Origin of the sequence: Bradyrhizobium campsiandrae (genome assembly GCF_014529705.1) — a bacterium.
Classification (GTDB): domain Bacteria; phylum Pseudomonadota; class Alphaproteobacteria; order Rhizobiales; family Xanthobacteraceae; genus Bradyrhizobium; species Bradyrhizobium campsiandrae.
In genome coordinates this window covers 147,632-165,340 of the sequence record NZ_JAANIH010000005.1, presented here as the reverse complement: position 1 = coordinate 165,340, position 17,709 = coordinate 147,632, and the positions used below count along the sequence as shown (strand labels likewise).

The 17,709-nt window shown below is 63.1% G+C and carries 13 protein-coding genes; 7 read left to right on the top strand and 6 right to left on the bottom strand.

The window, feature by feature from the left end; genetic code table 11:
- The first annotated feature begins 3 nt into the window (after positions 1 to 3).
- From G8O24_RS05725 to G8O24_RS05700, 6 genes are all read left to right on the top strand, one after another.
- Positions 4 to 459: a hypothetical protein gene (locus G8O24_RS05725; RefSeq protein WP_244645750.1), complete on the top strand. Its 456-nt coding sequence runs from the start codon at positions 4 to 6 to the stop codon at positions 457 to 459.
- A 246-nt stretch (positions 460 to 705) separates the two neighbouring features.
- Positions 706 to 1,125 carry a hypothetical protein gene (locus G8O24_RS05720; RefSeq protein ID WP_210324900.1) on the top strand — a complete coding sequence of 140 codons (420 nt, stop codon included), beginning with the start codon at positions 706 to 708 and terminating at the stop codon, positions 1,123 to 1,125.
- A 20-nt stretch (positions 1,126 to 1,145) separates the two neighbouring features.
- A complete protein-coding gene (locus G8O24_RS05715; protein WP_188097338.1) occupies positions 1,146 to 2,318 on the top strand; it encodes an efflux RND transporter periplasmic adaptor subunit in 1,173 nt (390 codons plus the stop codon).
- Positions 2,315 to 5,458 (top strand): efflux RND transporter permease subunit, encoded by a 3,144-nt coding sequence (locus tag G8O24_RS05710; RefSeq protein ID WP_188097337.1) that lies wholly within the window; start codon positions 2,315 to 2,317, stop codon positions 5,456 to 5,458. Before G8O24_RS05715 ends, G8O24_RS05710 begins: the two co-directional genes overlap by 4 nt.
- A complete protein-coding gene (locus G8O24_RS05705; RefSeq protein WP_188097335.1) occupies positions 5,445 to 5,861 on the top strand; it encodes a thioesterase family protein in 417 nt (138 codons plus the stop codon). The genes G8O24_RS05710 and G8O24_RS05705 overlap by 14 nt, the downstream gene beginning before the upstream one ends.
- A gap of 81 nt (positions 5,862 to 5,942) precedes the next feature.
- Positions 5,943 to 7,769: a PAS domain-containing sensor histidine kinase gene (locus tag G8O24_RS05700; RefSeq protein WP_188097333.1), complete on the top strand. Its 1,827-nt coding sequence runs from the start codon at positions 5,943 to 5,945 to the stop codon at positions 7,767 to 7,769.
- 18 nt (positions 7,770 to 7,787) lie between these two features.
- Here G8O24_RS05700 and G8O24_RS05695 read toward each other — a convergent pair whose 3' ends face one another.
- Positions 7,788 to 10,085 carry an FdhF/YdeP family oxidoreductase gene (locus G8O24_RS05695; protein WP_188097331.1) on the bottom strand — a complete coding sequence of 766 codons (2,298 nt, stop codon included), beginning with the start codon at positions 10,083 to 10,085 and terminating at the stop codon, positions 7,788 to 7,790.
- A gap of 247 nt (positions 10,086 to 10,332) precedes the next feature.
- Between G8O24_RS05695 and G8O24_RS05690 the strand changes: the two genes are divergently transcribed.
- Complete coding sequence (locus G8O24_RS05690; protein WP_188097328.1) at positions 10,333 to 11,580, top strand: oxalate decarboxylase family bicupin; 1,248 nt, start codon at positions 10,333 to 10,335, stop codon at positions 11,578 to 11,580.
- Between the two features lie 99 nt (positions 11,581 to 11,679).
- Here G8O24_RS05690 and cydB read toward each other — a convergent pair whose 3' ends face one another.
- The 5 genes from cydB to fumC all read right to left on the bottom strand — a co-directional run bounded on the left by cydB (position 11,680) and on the right by fumC (position 17,587).
- Positions 11,680 to 12,666: a cytochrome d ubiquinol oxidase subunit II gene (gene cydB / locus G8O24_RS05685; protein WP_188097326.1), complete on the bottom strand. Its 987-nt coding sequence runs from the start codon at positions 12,664 to 12,666 to the stop codon at positions 11,680 to 11,682.
- Between the two features lie 2 nt (positions 12,667 to 12,668).
- Complete coding sequence (locus G8O24_RS05680; protein ID WP_188097324.1) at positions 12,669 to 14,078, bottom strand: cytochrome ubiquinol oxidase subunit I; 1,410 nt, start codon at positions 14,076 to 14,078, stop codon at positions 12,669 to 12,671.
- Between the two features lie 15 nt (positions 14,079 to 14,093).
- A complete protein-coding gene (mqo, locus tag G8O24_RS05675) occupies positions 14,094 to 15,632 on the bottom strand; it encodes a malate dehydrogenase (quinone) (protein WP_188097322.1) in 1,539 nt (512 codons plus the stop codon).
- Positions 15,633 to 15,673: 41 nt separating this feature from the next.
- Complete coding sequence (locus tag G8O24_RS05670; protein WP_188097320.1) at positions 15,674 to 16,078, bottom strand: cupin domain-containing protein; 405 nt, start codon at positions 16,076 to 16,078, stop codon at positions 15,674 to 15,676.
- A 75-nt stretch (positions 16,079 to 16,153) separates the two neighbouring features.
- Positions 16,154 to 17,587: a class II fumarate hydratase gene (gene fumC, locus G8O24_RS05665; protein WP_188097318.1), complete on the bottom strand. Its 1,434-nt coding sequence runs from the start codon at positions 17,585 to 17,587 to the stop codon at positions 16,154 to 16,156.
- Positions 17,588 to 17,709: the final 122 nt, after the last annotated feature.

The following is a 17,709-nucleotide window of genomic DNA, read 5'->3' as shown; positions in this document are numbered from 1 at the left end:
ACCATGCGTGCAGATATTCACGACGTCGCGAAAACGAAAACAGCGATCGTTGTCGGCAGCAGCCGCGGATTGCAGCGTTCGACATTGCCGGGATCCACAATGTCAGCGAATTCACTCATCAGGATCGCAACCGCCGTTATAATCCTCCTCCATGCGGCGTCTCCGGCTTATGCAGCTTCCTGCGCGGATTCGATCGAGCACGTCCAGGCGCAACTGGATGCGGCGATTGAGAAAAATGCCGGTGCACTTGGCTGGAGCCCGGAAAGCCTCGATGCATTGCGCAGTCATCAGCCCACACCGCGATCGCTGGCACAGGCAGAAGGCTCCAGCGGGCAGGACTTTCGGCTCGCACTCGATGCCCTGGATCGCGCCCGCGCGGCGGATCGTTCCAGAGACATCGCCGCGTGCCGCCGCGAGCTGTCCCAGGCGGCGCAATTCCTTGTGAAGCCGCAGCAATGATCGCCAAATGGATGCCTGTCGATCGTGCGGCCAGACAGCATGACGTGCATTCAGGAAATACGGTCGCATTGGCCGGTCCCTATCGTCCGGTGCAAGTGAAAGTCCTTGGAGCAGCCCATGCGAGAACAGCGCTCAACGATTAGCGATCAACCGGGCCGGTTCCGGCGCCCCCCTTTTGCGGCGATGCATCTGGGCGCAGCGCTCGCGGTGGGCCTATGCCTCACTCCGATCGCAGCCGTTGCGCAAATGGCGCTGCCGACGATGCCCGCGACGCCACAATCGATCGGCATGCCCTCGACATCGCCGCTCAACACGGGTTCGATGCGACCTGAAGGCATTCCGCTCGGCTCGACCGAAATTGCAACGCCGGGCGTCTCCCCCATCACGCCATCGCAGGGCATGACCAACTGCCCCGCATCAGGCAATGCCGGATCGTCGGGAGCCTTGTTCGATGGCGGCGGGCTGTCTGGAAGCTCGTCGCTCACCTGCGCCAACGGCATGACGAGCCAGTCGGCCCAGCCCTCCTCGACATCGACGGTTGGACGCGTCGGGATTCCGCTCGGATCCACCGAGATCGGCGGCGCCGGCATCAGTCCGTCCGTGCAGGTGCCTGGCCCCAACTCCACGGTCGGCACCATCCCCATCGACGGCTCCGCCAATCCCTGAGTCCAACAAGGACGATCACTGTGAAACGGAATCTCACCATTGCAGTCGTGGCGCTCGCCGTGGTCCTCGGCGGCGCAGGTCTCTGGTTCTTCGGCAACGACAAGACACCGGCCGTGGCGGCCGCGCCGGTGCCCCCCGCCGTGCCCGTGGTCGCCGCGACAGTCACCGGCAAGGACGTCCCGATCTATCTGCGCGGCATCGGCACGGTGATCGCCTACAACACCGACGTCGTGCGCAGCCAGATTCAGGGGCAGATCGTCAAGATCGCCTTCACCGAGGGGCAGACGGTCAAGTCCGGCGACCTGCTCGCCCAGATCGATCCGCGGCCCTACGAGGCCCAGATCGAGCAGCTGACCGCCAATCGCGACAGGGACCAGGCGCAGCTCGCCAACGCCGAGGCCAACCTGTCCCGCTACAATCAGCTCGGTGACAAGGGCTATGCGACCCCGCAACTGATCGAGACTCAGACCGCGCAGGTGGCGCAGCTCAAGGCCACCGTGAAGGCGGACCAGGCCCAGATTGATCAGGCCAATGTCCAGCTCAGCTATACGCGCCTGACATCGGCGATTCCCGGCATCACCGGCGTTCGCCAGATTGATGTCGGCAACGTCATCCATCCGACCGATGCCAACGGTCTCGTCGTCGTCACCCAGATCGAGCCGATCTCGCTGCTGTTCACCCTGCCGCAGACGGACCTGCCCCTGATCCAGCAGCATGCAGCAAAGGGAGAGCTGAAGGTCATCGCCTACAGCCAGGACAACAAGATCAAGCTCGACGAGGGTACGCTGCTGCTGGTCAACAACGAGATCGCGGGAACGACCGGCACCGTCCAGCTCAAGGCGGTGTTCCCAAACCATGAGCACCGGCTGTGGCCCGGCCAGCTCGTGAACGCGCGCCTGCTGCTTGAGGTTCAGAAGAACGCGCTCACAGTCGCCGGCTCGGCCGTACAGCAGGGACCGAATGGCAGCTACGTATATGTCGTAACTCCCGACCAGACCGTGGCCTTGCGTCCCGTTCACGTCGTGCAGATCAGTGACGGACAGGCGCTGATCGACCAGGGCTTGAAGCCGGGCGACGTCGTCGTGGTCGACGGCCAGTACCGGCTGACGGAAGGGAGCCGCGTTCGCGAGCTGCATGGCAAGGCCGCGCAGGAAGCCGACCTGCAGAGCGCCGTCCAGGATGCGATCCCATGAACCTCTCCGCGCCCTTCATCCTGCGGCCGATCGCAACCGCCTTGCTGATGGCCGGCCTGCTGCTGTGCGGCCTTGCGGCCTATCCGCTGCTGCCGGTCGGCGCGCTGCCGAACGTCAATTACCCGACCATCCAGATCTCGGCGCAATTGCCCGGTGCCGATCCGGGCACCATCGCCTCGTCGCTCGCAACGCCGCTCGAGCAACAGCTCAGCCAGATTCCCGGCGTCACCCAGCTCACCTCGTCCAGTGCGCTCGGTGTCGCCCAGCTCACCGTGCAGTTCGAGCTGTCGCGCACGGTGGACAGCGCGGCGGTGGACGTGCTCGCGGCGATCAATGCCGCAAGCCCTTTCCTTCCGCCGAACATCCCCTACCCGCCGACGATCAGGAAGGTGAATCCAGCCGAGACACCGATCATGCTGATCGCATTGACGTCGGACTCGCTGCCACTGACGACCGTCGACGCCTATGCGGAAAACATCCTGCTGCCGAAGATCTCTCAAGTTCCGGGCGTCGGCCTCGTCGGCATCGGCGGCCAGCAAAAGCCTGCGATCCGTGTTCGCGTCAATCCGCAGGCGCTTGCGGCGCGAGGCATCGGGCTCGAAGATGTCCGCAACGTAATCGCCGGCGCCAATGTCGACCTGCCCAAGGGCACGCTCAACAGCCCGCGTGTCACCTATACGTTGAACACCAACGATCAGCTGCTCAAGCCCTCCGCCTATGACGACCTCATCATCGCCTATCGCAACGGCTCGCCGGTACGGATCCGCGACATCGGCAACGCGATCGAGGGGCCCGAGAACGATCTCCTGGCCGGCTGGTACGGCAAGCAGCCCGCAATCATCCTGGCGGTACAGCGCGTTCCCGGCGCCAACGTGATCGAAACCGTCGATCGCATCAAGAAGCTGTTGCCGCAGCTCCAGGCCTCCGTTCCACCGGCGATCAAGGTGACGGTTGCGGCCGACCGGACTGCGACCATTCGCGCCGCCGTCTCCGACGTCCAATTCACGCTGATGCTGACGGTCGCCCTGGTGGTGATGGTGATATTCCTGTTCCTGCGGAATTTCTGGGCCACCATCATTCCGGCAATCACGGTTCCCCTGTCGCTCGTCGGCACGTTCGCCGTGCTTTACGTGCTCGGCTACAGCCTCGACAATTTGTCGCTGATGGCGCTGTCGATCGCGGTCGGTTTCGTGGTCGACGATGCCGTCGTCGTCATCGAGAACATCGTTCGTCATCTCGAGCAGGGCATGACGCCGATGGAGGCCGCACTCAAGGGTTCCGCCGAAATCGGCTTCACGATCGTCTCCATCACCCTGTCGCTGATCGCGGTGTTCATCCCGTTGTTCCTGATGGGGGGCTATGTCGGCAAGCTGTTTCAGGAATTCGCCATCACGATCACGGCTTCGCTGCTGTTGTCGCTGGTCATCTCGCTCACGTTGACGCCGATGATGTGCGCGCGGTTGCTGAGGGACGATTCGCACAAGAAGCACGGCCGGCTCTATCTCACCTTCGAGCGCGGCTTCGATGCGCTGTTGTCGGTCTATGCGCGAGGCCTGCGCGTCGTGCTGCGCCACCGCTTCGCAACGCTGCTGGTGATGCTCTCGACCATCGCGCTGACCGCTTATTTGTACGTCATCATTCCCAAGGGCTTCTTCCCGCAACAGGACACCGGCCAGATCGTCGGCATCACCGAAGCCGCGCAAGACATCTCCTTTCCCGCGATGTCCGAGCGCCAGCAGGCAATCGTCGACATCCTCTCGAAGGACCCGGCGGTGCAGTCGGTGGCGAGCTATATCGGCCCCGGCGGTCCGACCGCAACGCTCAACCAAGGCCGCATCTTCATCGTTCTGAAACCGAAGCCCGAGCGCAAGGCCAGCGCCGATCAGATCATCGAGCGGCTGGGGCCCCCGCTCGCCCACATCCAGGGCATCAGGCTCTACATGCAAGCTGCGCAAGACATCACCATCGGCGCCCGCCTGTCGAAAACGCAATATCAGTATACGCTGACGGACGCCGATTCGAACGAGCTCTCCAATTGGTCGGCGATCTTCCTGACCAAGCTGCGCGCGCTCGACCTCATCACCGACGTCGCGAGCGATCAGGCCAATGCCGGGCCGCGGCTGGAGGTCACGGTCAATCGCGAGGTCGCATCGAGCTTCGGCATCCTGCCCACGACGATCGACAACGCCCTCGATGACGCATTCGGCCAGCGCATCGTCTCCACGATGTTCACCTCGCTGAACCAGTACCATGTCGTGATGGAGGTCGATCCGCGCTTCCAATATGGCCCCGAGGCGCTCAAGGACATTTACCTGAACTCGTCCACCGGCCAGCAAGTCCCGCTGAGCACGCTGGTTCACGCCGTCATCGAGCCTGCGCCGATCCTGATCAATCACCAGAGCCTGTTTCCCTCGGTGACGATCTCGTTCAATCTGAAGCCCGGCGTCGCCCTGGGCGATGCGGTCGCCGCGATCCAGAAGATCGAGCGTGATACGGGCAAGCCCGCTTCACTCACCGCCTCGTTCCAGGGCAATGCGCAGGCGTTCCAGTCCTCCCTGTCGGGCACGCCGCTCCTGATCGGGGCCGCGCTGATCGTGATCTATATCATTCTCGGCGTGCTCTATGAGAGCCTGATCCATCCGATCACGATCCTATCGACGCTGCCGTCGGCCGGCATCGGTGCGCTGCTGCTGTTGCTGGCGGTCCATATGGATCTCAGCGTCATCGCCATTATCGGCATCATCCTCTTGATCGGCATCGTCAAGAAGAACGGCATCATGCTGGTCGATTTCGCCCTCGAGGTGGAGCGCCAGCAAGGACTTGGCCCCGAAGAAGCGATCTACCAGGCCTGCACGCTGCGCTTCCGCCCGATCCTGATGACCACGATGGCGGCGCTGCTCGGTGGCGTACCGCTCATGATCGGCTCGGGCACCGGCGCGGAGCTGCGCCAGCCGCTCGGCTACACGATCGTCGGCGGCCTGCTGCTGTCGCAGATCCTGACGCTCTACACCACGCCTGTCGTCTATCTCTATCTCGACCGGCTCGGCAACTGGCTCTCCGGACGCAAGCCACGGGAGGCCGCGATACCCACCCCCTCCACGACCGCGGCAGCGACGGAACTGAGCCATGAATCCGCTTGAGAAGGTAACAATCGGCATGACGGCGGAGAAGCTGGTGACCATCACGCCGGAAATGACGGTCGGCCACGCGGTGCCGGGCATGCCTGAAGTCTACGGCACGCCAATGATGATCCTGCACATGGAGATGGCCGCGGGATCCGCCGTTCAGCCGGTCCTGCCCGCGGGCCATGTCAGCGTCGGGATGATGGTCAATATCCGCCATCTGGCGGCGACCCCAATCGGCCGCACGGTACGCGCGATCGCCCGGGTTGTCGCGGTCGAAGCCAGGAGCATCCTATTCGAACTCGAAGCCTGGGACGGCGACCGCAAGATCGGCGACGGCACGCACCGGCGCGGCGTCGTCGACGTGGCCGAGTTCGAGCAACGATACGGCGTAACTGGGCCGATGACGGAGATGGCCTAGCGTCGCAGGCTTCGTGCGTTTCGACAAAGCGTCTGCGAAAACGCAAAAGACCGCTCTTCCGTGGCGCGGTACACCTGCCCCATGACGCTTGAACGCCTGGATGGTTCCCGTCCCGTAGAGCCCCAGCGATGGTGGCACCGTGTCCTCCCAGACTGGACCATTCAGGATCGCTCCCAGCTGTGGGCCTGGATCAGCGCGGTTCTTGCGCTGCTGTCGGCCACCTGCTCGCTGCTGGGATACAATTTCACTGCGATCGCTTTGACGGCATTTCTCGCAGCCTCGCTTGTTGCGATAAGCCTTGCCAGGAGGCCTGGTGAGCATGAGCACCAGGCCGCCTACCTCGCCGAGGCGCAGAAGCTGAGCCAGACCGGCAGCTTCGGCTGGAACGTCGTGACCGGCGAGCTTTTCTGGTCGGATGAAACGTTCAGGATCTTCGATCTCGCGTCGACCGCTCGCCCCTCGCTCGGCCTCGTTCTGAAACGCACGCATCCCGACGACGTCACGGCCGTGCGCGAGGCGATCGACCGTGCCGCGAAAGACAAGGGTGACTTTTCGCACGAGAGCAGACTGATGCTGGACGACGGCGCGATCCGGACCATCCGCGTGGTTGCCCGCGGCATGACGAACGGCCGCGGCCAGTTCGAGTTCGTCGGCGCGGTGATGGACATCACAGCCCAGAAGAAGGCGCATGTCGAGCTGGAGCGGAGCGAGCAGCGTTACCGCCATTTGTTCAGCCGCATACCGATCGCACTCCGGCAGCTTGACACCAGCCGGCTTGTAGCGCTGTTCCGAAAGTTGCGCGCCGAGGGCGTAACCGATCTCGGCTCCTATCTCGACAGCCATCCCGATTTCCTCCGGACCTGCATGGACGCGCTCTCGGTCCAGGAGGCCAACGAATGGGCCATCCAGAGCTTCGGAGCAGGCTTTGTGGGACGCCCTATGTCCGAAACCTGGAGGGAACGCCCAGACACGTTCCGCCGGGCCATCGAGTCGCGTTTCCGTGGAGAAACACATTTCGAGGAAGAGACCCGGATGGTCACCTGGGACGGCCGCGTCGTCGATGTTCTCTTCACGACGGCGCGCGTCGGACCGATCAACAATCTCGAAGCAAGCCTGGTCGCCACCATCGACATCTCGGAGCGCATTCGCGCCCAGGAGAAGCTTCGGCAGGTGCAGGCAGAGTTCGCGCATGCGTCGCGCGTCTCGATGCTCGGCGAGCTCACAGCCTCCATCGCCCACGAGGTCAATCAGCCCCTGGCCGCCATTGCAACCCATGGCGCAGCAGGACTTCGATGGCTGAACAGGCCGACCGCCGACCTCGCCGAGGTCCGCAGCGCAATTGAAAATATGGTTGCGGATACAAGACGAGCTGCAAGCATCGTGGCGCGCATTCACGGGATGGCCGCGCGCAAGGCGCCGGAGAGACACTGTCTGTCTCTTGACGAGATCATTCGCGAATCGATTCTGTTCCTGCGGCACGAGATGGAATCCCGCGGCGTCACGATCCTGCACGAGTCTGGATCGGCCGCACCTCACGTATTTGGTGACCGCACACAGCTGCAACAGGTGATCGTCAACCTGGCCATCAACGCGGTGCAGGCGATGACGCAACTCGGATACGAAGAGCGCAGGATCGTCATCAGCACGGCCGCGCAGGACGCGGCTACGTTGTGCTGCTCCGTGGAGGACAACGGTCCCGGCATCGCCACCGAACATGTCGGCCGGCTCTTTGAAAGCTTCTTCACGACCAAGGAGAGCGGGATGGGCATGGGGCTGCCGATCTGCCGGTCGATCGTCGAGGCACATGGAGGCCGGATCGGCGCGGGCGGCAGCGCCACGCATGGCGGCGCCCGTTTCTGGTTCACCCTGCCAGTCTCGTCGCGATCCGATCTCCCGGCGGGTGCCTGACCCCCGGCTTTTCCGCGGTTATGCCTGTTGCCCCTGCCCGGCCGAGCGCACAAGACGGATCGGGACGCCCTTGTATGATGGCGTGAAACTGAGGGGATCGCGCGCATAGAGCGGCACCAGCGGATTGGTCTCCGGATAATACGCAGCACAGCAGCCCGCCGGGAAGGAATAGGCTACGACGCGGAAATTGCGCACGATCCGTTCGGCGCCGTCGGTCGAGGCGGTGATCAGGTCGACGCGATCGCCATCGGCCAATCCGCGTTTCTTCAGTTCGTACGCGTTGAGGAACACCACGTCGCGCTGACCGAACACGCCGCGGTAACGATCGGACATCGAATAGAGCGTGGTGTTATACTGGTCGTGGCTGCGTATGGTGGTGAGCCACAAGACATCGTCATGGCTCTGCGGCGGGTCCTCGCCGCAGCCGGGAAAGACCAGGAAATTCGCCTTGCCCGACGGTGTCGCCCAGATACGTTCGCGCGCCGTCGAGGTGAGATGGAAGCCGCCGGGCACGCGAATGCGGGCATTGTAGCCCTGGAAGATGGGAAACACGGCCTCGATCGCATCGCGGATACGGTCGTAGTCGGCCACGAAGCCGTCCCAGTCGACGACCGTGCGCTCGCCCAGCGTCGCCTTGGCAACGCCTGCAATGATCGCAACCTCGCTGAGAAGATGCTCCGATGCCGGCTTGTTGCGGCCGCCGGACGCATGCACCATCGACATCGAATCTTCCACCGTGACCGACTGCGGCCCCGATGCCTGGACATCGATCTCGGTACGCCCGAGGCACGGCAGGATCAGGGCGGTGCGACCGTGGATCAGGTGGCTGCGGTTGAGCTTGGTCGAGACGTGAACGGTGAGATCGAGCCTGCCGAGCGCCACCTGGGTCGCCTGCCAGTCCGGTATCGCCGCAGCAAAATTGCCGCCCATCGCGAAGAACGCCTTCACCTCGCCGCGGATCATGGCTTCCAGCGCGGTAACCACGTTATGTCCCGGGGCGGCCGGCGGCTTGAAGCCGAAGCGTTGCTCGAGACGCTCGAGAAAGTCCGCCTTGGGCACTTCCGTAATCCCGACGGTCCGATCGCCCTGCACGTTGGAATGACCGCGAACCGGACAGACACCGGCGCCTTCGCGCCCGACATTGCCACGCAACAGTGCAAGGTTGGCAATCTGCTGGACGTTGTTCGCGCCGCGCCAGTGCTGGGTGATGCCCATGCCATAAACCAGAATGGCGCGCTCCGCCTTCATATAGGCTCCGGCGGCATATTCCATGTCCTCGCGCGTCAGTCCCGACTGGCGTTCGATGTCGGGCCACAGCGTGCGCTTGAGGTCGTCGATCAGCGCTTCGATGCCGACGGTGTGACCGCGGATGAAATCCCAGTCGAGAATCTCCGGCTGTTCGCTGGCGCGCGCGGCGTCGTCGGCCTCCACCACCAGTTTCATCAGTCCCTTGAGGACAGCGACGTCGCCGCCGACGCGCACCTGGAACAGCCTTGAGCTGATGGTCGTGGACGACAGCGTGATCATCTCGACCGGGCTCTGCGGCGCCTGGAAACGCTCCAGCGCCCGCTCGCGGAACGGATTGAAGGAGATGATGGAGGCGCCGCGGCGTGCCGCATTGCGCAGGCTCGTCATCATCCGCGGGCTGTTGGTGCCAGGATTCTGGCCGAAGATGAAGATGCAATCAGCCTTGTCGAAATCCTCCAGCAGCACGGTGCCCTTGCCGACACCGAGCGAATGCGGCAAGCCGACGCTGGTGGCCTCATGGCACATGTTCGAGCAGTCGGGGAAATTGTTGGTGCCGTATTCGCGCACGAAGAGCTGATAGAGGAAGGCTGCTTCGTTCGAGGTTCGCCCCGAGGTGTAGAACTCGGCCATATCAGGATCCGGCAGAGCCCTGAGCTCACGACCGATCATGTCGAACGCATCGCTCCATTCCACCGGGAGATAGCGGTCGGATGCGGCATCGTAGGCCATCGGATGCGTGAGCCGTCCGACCATTTCGAGATCGTAATCGTTCCAGCTTGCGAGCTCCGTGACGGTGTGCTCGGCAAAGAATTCGGGCGTGCATCGCTTTGATGTCGCCTCCCAGGCGATCGCCTTGCCGCCGTTCTCACAGAATTCGAACGACGATGTGTGCTTCGGGTCGGGCCAGGCGCAGCCGGGACAATCGAAGCCCTCCGGCTGGTTCATGCGGCGGAGCGTCGCTGCACCCTTCAGCGGCACTCCTTGCACCAGAAGCGCCTCGCTGAGCGCCTTGAGTGCGCCCCAGCCACCGGCTGGCTCGCGGTAGGGACGAACCGATTTCGTGGTCATCTCGATGTCTCTCGATATGGCAATTCACCAGGCAGTTAAGGGGCGCTCGGCTGGGGGCGTCTTCTCAAAAACGAAGGCGAATTTCTCAAATGCACACGTTCGAACCCGGTCGGCCTGCCGCAAGGGCCAGTGCATTCCGGCAAAAACAGCGCCGTTCCCGGAAGCTGAAACGACAGGCAGAAACTAGGCTTTACGGCAGGAGCCCGTCGCAACGGAGGGCTTTCGACAATTTCAGGAGCGACCCAAGATGTTCTCAAGACGTGATCTGCTGGCCATGTCTGCGGCAGGCGCCGCCATGGTCGGCTCCAGTGCGCAAGCCGCAACCTTCGGCAATCCCGACGAGCCGCCGCAAGGCGCCATCAACGCCAAGAGCCCCGGAAGCCTGACCGATCCCGGCCCGCAAAATCCCGACCTGGCCAGGCAATTTCCTTCCGCACTAGCGCCGCCGGCCACCGACGTCGGTGGCCTGCAGATGGACTGGGCCTCGTTCAACAATGCGCCACGACGCATCCAGAATGGTGGCTGGGCCCGTCAGGTCACCGTCGAGGACTTCGCCATCTCCAAGGAGATCTCAGGCGTCAACATGCGCTTGTCTGCCGGCGGCATCCGCGAGCTGCACTGGCATCAGGCGGCCGAATGGGCAATCATGACCTACGGCTCCTGCCGCATTACCGTGCTCGACGCGCAAGGACGCCCCTATGTCGGCGACCTCAAGGCCGGCGACCTCTGGTACTTCCCGGCGGGCGCGCCGCACTCGCTGCAAGGGTTAGGACCGGATGGCTGCGAATTCGTGATCTGCTTCGACGACGGCCACGCCAATGAGTTCAACACGCTGCTGGTGACGGACTGGTTTTCCCATACACCGCCCGAGGTCTTGGCGAAGAATTTCGGCGTGTCAGCCGAGGCGTTCGCAAATATCCCGCTGCACGATCGCTGGATTTTCCAGGGCACCCTGCCCGGCGATCTCGCCGCCGATCGCGCCGCAGCCGCAAGGCATGCCGAAGCGCCGCCCTATTCCTTCATCCACTCGCTCGGCAGCTCGACCCCGGTCAAGGAGAACTCCGGCGGCAGCATCCGCATTGCCGACAGCAATAATTTCAAGGTGGCCACCACCGTCGCCGCAGCGCTGGTGACGATGCCGCCGGGCGCGGTGCGGGAGATGCACTGGCATCCGAATGCCGACGAGTGGCAGTACTACATCAAGGGCAAGGCGCGGATGACGGTGTTCGACACCGGGCCCAATGCGCGGACGACGGATTTTTCGGCCGGCGACATCGGCTATGTCCGGCGCAATCTCGGCCATTACGTCGAGAATACCGGCGACACCGAGTTGCAGTTCGTCGGCGTGTTCCGTGCGCCGCGCTACGAGGAGGTCTCGCTCTCCAACTGGCTGACCCACACGCCGCCCAAGCTGGTCGCCCAGCACTTCAATATCGACGAGACGCTCGTTGCACAATGGCCGGACAACGGCCCCGGCGTCATGCCGAAATCCTGAGCGAGGATAAACGAGAAAGGCGCCGTTCCCGGCGCCTTTTTTATGTCCACGTTCATGTCTGCCGAAACGCCGGCCCTTGAACGTCGGCCCTTGGCAACTTCAATAGTGCTCGGCGGCGGAGGCCGCCTTGCCGCGGAAGATGCGATAGCCGACCAGCATGTAAAGCAGCATCAAGGGGAATACGAACAGCCCCGCGCCCCAGAACATGAAGGCGAGACTTGCATGCGGCGCCGCCGCTTCGTCGATCGTGACGACGAACGGGATCATGTAGGGCCAGAACGACAGCGCCAGCGTCGCGAAGGCCGATACGAAGATCAGCGCCACCATGTGGAACGGCCAGTAATCGTTGCGGTTCAGAATGCTCCTGGCGAGCACCATCGCTGCCACAAAACCGATCAGAGGAAACACAAACAGATAAGGCCGCTCGACCCACCGGCGCAGGATCGGAAGATGCTCGACGAGTGCATGGGCGAACACGATGACCAGGAACGCCAGGACGCCAATCGCCAACGTCGGGATCTGACGCCGCGCATCGTCCCGAACCGAGCCCTCGGACTTCCTGACAAGCCAGCAGGCGCCGAGCAGTGCATAGCCGAAGCAGAGTCCGGCTCCGCACAACGCCGAGAAGGCGGTCAGCCAGCCGAACGTTCCGCCGGTATAGTCGTTATTGGAAAATTGCAGTCCTTCAACGAGGGCGCCGACCATCGCGCCCTGCATGAAGCTGGCGGCAAACGAGCCCACAACGAAGCTGATGTCCCAGACCCAGCGCGAACGGCGCGCCCTGCCGCGAAACTCGAACGCGACCCCGCGCAGGATCAACCCGAGCAGCATCACAACGACAGGAATGTAGAAGGCCGACAGCACCATGGCATAGACCAGGGGAAACGAGCCCCACATGATCACGCCCGTGACGACCAGCCAGGTTTCATTGCCGTCCCAGACCGGCGCGACCGTGCCCAGCATGGCATTCCGCTTCGCCTCGCTGCCGGCGAGGCCGAACAGCATGCCGACGCCGAGATCAAATCCGTCGAGGAGGAGATAAATCAGAATGCTGATGGCAAGAAGGGCAACCCAGAACATCACCATGGCTATTCACCCGCCTCGAGATAGCTGTGCGAAGCCGGCACCTGTTCGGCAAACGACATCGGCCGGTTCGGCACGGGAGCGTGGAGCGGCCTGTCGCCAAATCCCGCCGGGCCGGCGCGCAGCAGCCGATAGATATAGTAAGTCCCGAACGAGAAGATGAAAGCATAGACCGCAACGAACAGAATCAGCGAAGCCGTCGCTGCTGCCGCCGTCAGATACGGCGTCACCGCATCGGCCGTCCTCAATACACCGTAGACCGTCCACGGCTGGCGACCGACCTCCGCGGTGTACCAGCCGGTGAGAATCGCAATCCATGGCAACGGGAAGCTGAGGAAGATTCCCCATAGTAGCAGGCGGCTTCGATCGAGCCGATGATTGAGGCCGAGCCACGTCCCAAGCCAGGCGAGACCCAGCATCACGAACCCGCAGCCGACCATGATGCGAAAAGCGAAGAAGGGTATCGCTACCGGCGGCCGGTCCTGCGGCGCGAAACTGGTCAGCCCGACCTCCTTCGACGTCAGGCTCATGCTGCCGATGATGCTTCCCAGCACGGGGATCGAGATCGCGTATTTGTTGGATTCAGTGCTCGCATCCGGAATTGCGATCAGCACTTCCGAGGCCGGTTGCTCGTCGTGCCAGCGCGCTTCGATCGCCGCGAACTTGGCCGGCTGGTAATCGTGAACATAGTCGCCGACGAGATGCCCGATCAAAAGCTGGACCGGCAGTAGCACCGCCGCAAGCGCAAGGCCCATCCGCAGCATGACACGGGCTTCGGCGCGATAGGTCCGCCGCAGCAGATACCACGCGCCGGTCGCGGCCACGCAGAACGCACCGGTTAAATAGGACGCGAGCAGCATGTGCGGAAACCGCACCCAGACCACGCGATTGAAGATGATCTGCGCCCAATCGTTCGGAACGAACTGACCGCTCTCCAGGGCGTAGCCGGTCGGCACCTGCATCCAGCTGTTGTTGACCATGATCCAGAACGCCGAAAGCGTCGTTCCGAGCGCGACCATCGCGGTCGAGAACAGGTAAAACCAGGGCGGTACCCGCGGGCGGCCGAAGATGAGGATGCCGAAGAAGCCCGCCTCCAGCATGAAGGCGGTGAACGTCTCGTACGACAGCAGCGGGCCCTGGATCGGGCCCGACATCTTCGACAGCACGCTCCAATTCGTTCCGAACTGGAATGCCATCACGACGCCCGACACCACCCCCATGCCGAAGGCCACGCCGAAGATTTTCAGCCAGAATTCGAACAGGGTGCGGTAGACCGGCTTTCCGCTGTACTGGTGCATTGCCTCGAGCACAGTCAGCCAGGCGGCAAGCCCGATTGTGAAGGCCGGGAAGATGATGTGGAACGAGATGGTGAAGGCGAACTGCAGCCGCGACAGAAGGAGTGCCGTCGGATCCATCGAGCAATCTCCCGTTCAGGCCCGCTTCGCGATCACCGGCCCACGTGCGGCCGGTTGCGGAATGTTGTCGATCTTGAGGACCGCTGCCGTCGCCGCGCGAATCCGGCGGCAGAACTCCGCGTCCTCGATCAGCGATACGCCGTAGGACGGCACGATCTGCTTCAGCTTCGGCAGCCAGGCGCTCGCCGTCAGCTCGCCGGCGAAACACTTCTCCAGCACGCTGATGGCGATGAACGCCGCAGTGGAGGCACCCGGCGAGGCGCCGAGAAGGGCGACCAGCGAATGATCGTCGGCGCCGACGAGTTCAGTGCCAAACTCGAGCAGACCACCACGCTTGACATCCGGCTTGATGATCTGGACGCGTTGGCCCGCGACCTGCAGTCTCCAATCCTTCGGATCGGCCTTCGGGAAATATTCGTCGAGCGCCGCGAGGCGATGGCTCTCAGACTGCAGCACCTGGCCGACCAGATATTCAGTCAGATCGAAATTGTCGCGGGCCACCGAAAGCAGCGGCTTCACGTTGGCGGGACGAATGGACTCGAACAGATCCAGCAGTGAACCATGCTTGAGGAACTTGCTCGAGAAGCCCGCATAGGGGCCGAACAGCAGCGAGTGCTGGCCGCCGATCACACGCGTATCGAGATGCGGCACTGACATCGGCGGGGAGCCGACCGCGGCCTTGCCGTAGACCTTGGCATGATGACGCTTGTTGATCTCCGGATCGTCGCAACGCAGCCAGATTCCGCTGACGGGGAAACCGCCATAGCCGCGCCCTTCCGGGATGCCGGATTTCTCCAGCAGCGGCAACGCCCCGCCACCGGCACCGATGAAGACGAATTTTGCGCGAACCGAGCGCGTCTCGCCGCTCGCTGTGTCGCGCACCTCAAGCCGCCACCGTCCGCCCTGCTCCCGGTTCAGGCCGGTGACGCAGCTGTTGTACTGGACCGAACAGCCCGGCTGGCTGACGAGATGATGAACCAGCAGATGCGTCAACGCGCCGTAATCGACGTCGGTGCCGGTAATGATCCGCGTTGCGGCGACCGGTTCGTCGCCACTCCGCCCATCCATCACCAGCGGCGCCCACTCGGCAATCTTTTTGGGATCCTCGGTATGCTCCATGCCCTCGTAGCAATGATGGGCCGACATCGCCTTGAACCGCTTCCGCAAGAAGTCGACATTCTCCCTGCCGTGCACGAAGCTCATATGCGGCACCGGATGGATGAAGGACCGGGGGTCGGCGATCGCCCCCCGCCCGACGAGATAGGACCAGAACTGCCGCGACAGATCGAACTCGACGTTGACCTGAAGCGCCTTGGAGATGTCGATGCTGCCGTCGGGCCGCTGCGGCGTGTAGTTCATCTCGCAGTTGGCGGCATGCCCGGTCCCGGCATTATTCCAGGAATCGGAGCTTTCCTGCGCGCAATCTCCGAGAAGCTCCAACATCTGGATCGATAGCGAGGGCTCGAGCTCCTTGAGAAAGACACCGAGGGTCGCGCTCATGATGCCGGCACCGATGAGGACAACGTCGGTTTCGCGATCGGAAGCTGCTGACATGATCTTTTCCTTCGTTGAGCGTTACTGTTGCGGATGCTCGATCAGGCCCGCAGCGATTGTCGCGCCTTGGCGCGGAACGGCACCTCCGCGCCCGGCCGCAGGATCACGTAGGCACGGCGCCACGACGAATCGTCGGTCAGTTTCCAGCTATGCCCGGAGCCGGCGGTGTCTTCGGCCAAGAGGACATTGCCGGGGTGGATCAGGAAATGGTGGCCGTCGCGCGTCTGGAAATCGAGAGTTCCACTCAGCGTGAGCACGAGTTGCCGGATCGGTGCAGTGTGCCAGGCGAACGCGCCCCCCGATTCCGTCTCCTGGAAGGAGACGCTGACGGCGTCGATCTTTCCGGTCAGGAAATCGCCGCGCTGGCCCGGCTCCAGCTCGAGAACGCCCTCCTCGAAATGCGAGTTGTTGTCCTCTCCGGTCCATAGACGCACACAGCGGATCATGATGTCTCTCCTTGCATGGTTGCTGCTTTGCCCGCGCGAGGTGGCGCGGACCGGATCATGTCCTTGGCCCCTTCATCAGGCTTTCGCGCCGATTGCCAGCGGCACCTTGATCTCGGCCACATATGGCTTGACCATCTTGGCCGGATCGACGATGCGGTCGAACTCCGGCTCGGTGACGAAACCGAGCCTCAGCGCCGCCGATTTCAGTGTGAGATCGTTGTCCATCGCGTAGTGCGCGATCCGGGACGCCTTGTCGTAGCCGATCACCGGTGCCAGCGCGGTCACGAGCATCAGCGACCTTTCGACATATTCCTGGATCTTCTTGCGGTTCGGCTCGGTACCTTCGACAAGAAAGACGCGGAAATTGGTGCAGCCATCGGCAAGGATGGTGACAGACTGGGCGATGTTGCGAATGATCAGCGGCTTGTAGACGTTCATCTCCAGATAGCCGCCGGCGCCGCCGAAGCCGACGGCGACGTCGTTCGCCATCACCTGCACGGCGATCATCGTCAGCGCCTCCGCCTGCGTCGGATTGACCTTGCCCGGCATGATCGAGGAGCCCGGCTCGTTCTCGGGAATCCGCAGCTCCGCAAAACCGGCGCGCGGACCGCAGGACAAAAGGCGGATGTCGTTTGCGATCTTGTAGAGCGAGCCGGCGAGCGTACGCAGCGTACCGGAGAGCTGAACCAGCGCATCGTGCGCACCCTGCACCGCGAACTTGTTCGGCGCGCTGACGAATGGCAGGCCGGTCAGCCGCGCGATCTCGGCGGCCACAGCTTCCGCAAAGCCGGGGGCCGCGTTGATCCCGGTGCCCACCGCCGTGCCCCCCAGCGCGAGACGGTAGACGCCCTTGAGCGCGTCGTCGATACGCGTGAGATTATCGGCGAGCATGCCGGCGTAGCCCGACCATTCCTGGCCGAGCGTCAAGGGCGTGGCATCCTGCATGTGGGTTCGGCCGATCTTGACGATGTCGTCCCAGCGGCTCGACTTTGCCGCGATGGCGTCGTGCAAGGCTTCGACCGCTGGAATGAGGCGCTCCGTCACATTCATCGCGGCCGCGATAGACATGGCGGAAGGGAAGCTGTCGTTCGACGATTGCGACATGTTGACGTGATCGTTCGGATGAACCGGCAGCTTGCTGCCGAGCGCCGTACCCGCGAGTTGGCAGCAGCGGTTCGAGATCACTTCGTTCACGTTCATGTTGAACTGCGTTCCACTACCTGTCATCCAGACGTGAAGAGGGAACATATCGTCATGCTGGCCGGCAAGAATTTCGTCGCAGACATGAACGATCAGCTTGTGGATCTTGCCGTCGAGACGACCACCAGCGTGGTTGGCATTCGCGGCCGCCTTCTTCAGAATGGCGTAGGAATGAATCATCTCGCGCGGCATCAGGTCCCTGCCGATACTGAAGTGCTCCAGTGAGCGCTGCGTCTGTGCACCCCAGAGCTTGTCGGCGGGAACATCCACTTCGCCCAGGCTGTCTGTCTCTTTGCGGAGGTTGTTCATTCTTGTCTCTCGTGGCCGTTGACGTCGGGAGCATCTCGTCGGCAATGGCCGAAAGTGTACGGACCGTCAGGCGCAAGGGCTTCCGCGAACGAACGTCCTTTTGCCTAATAGCAGGACGGGTG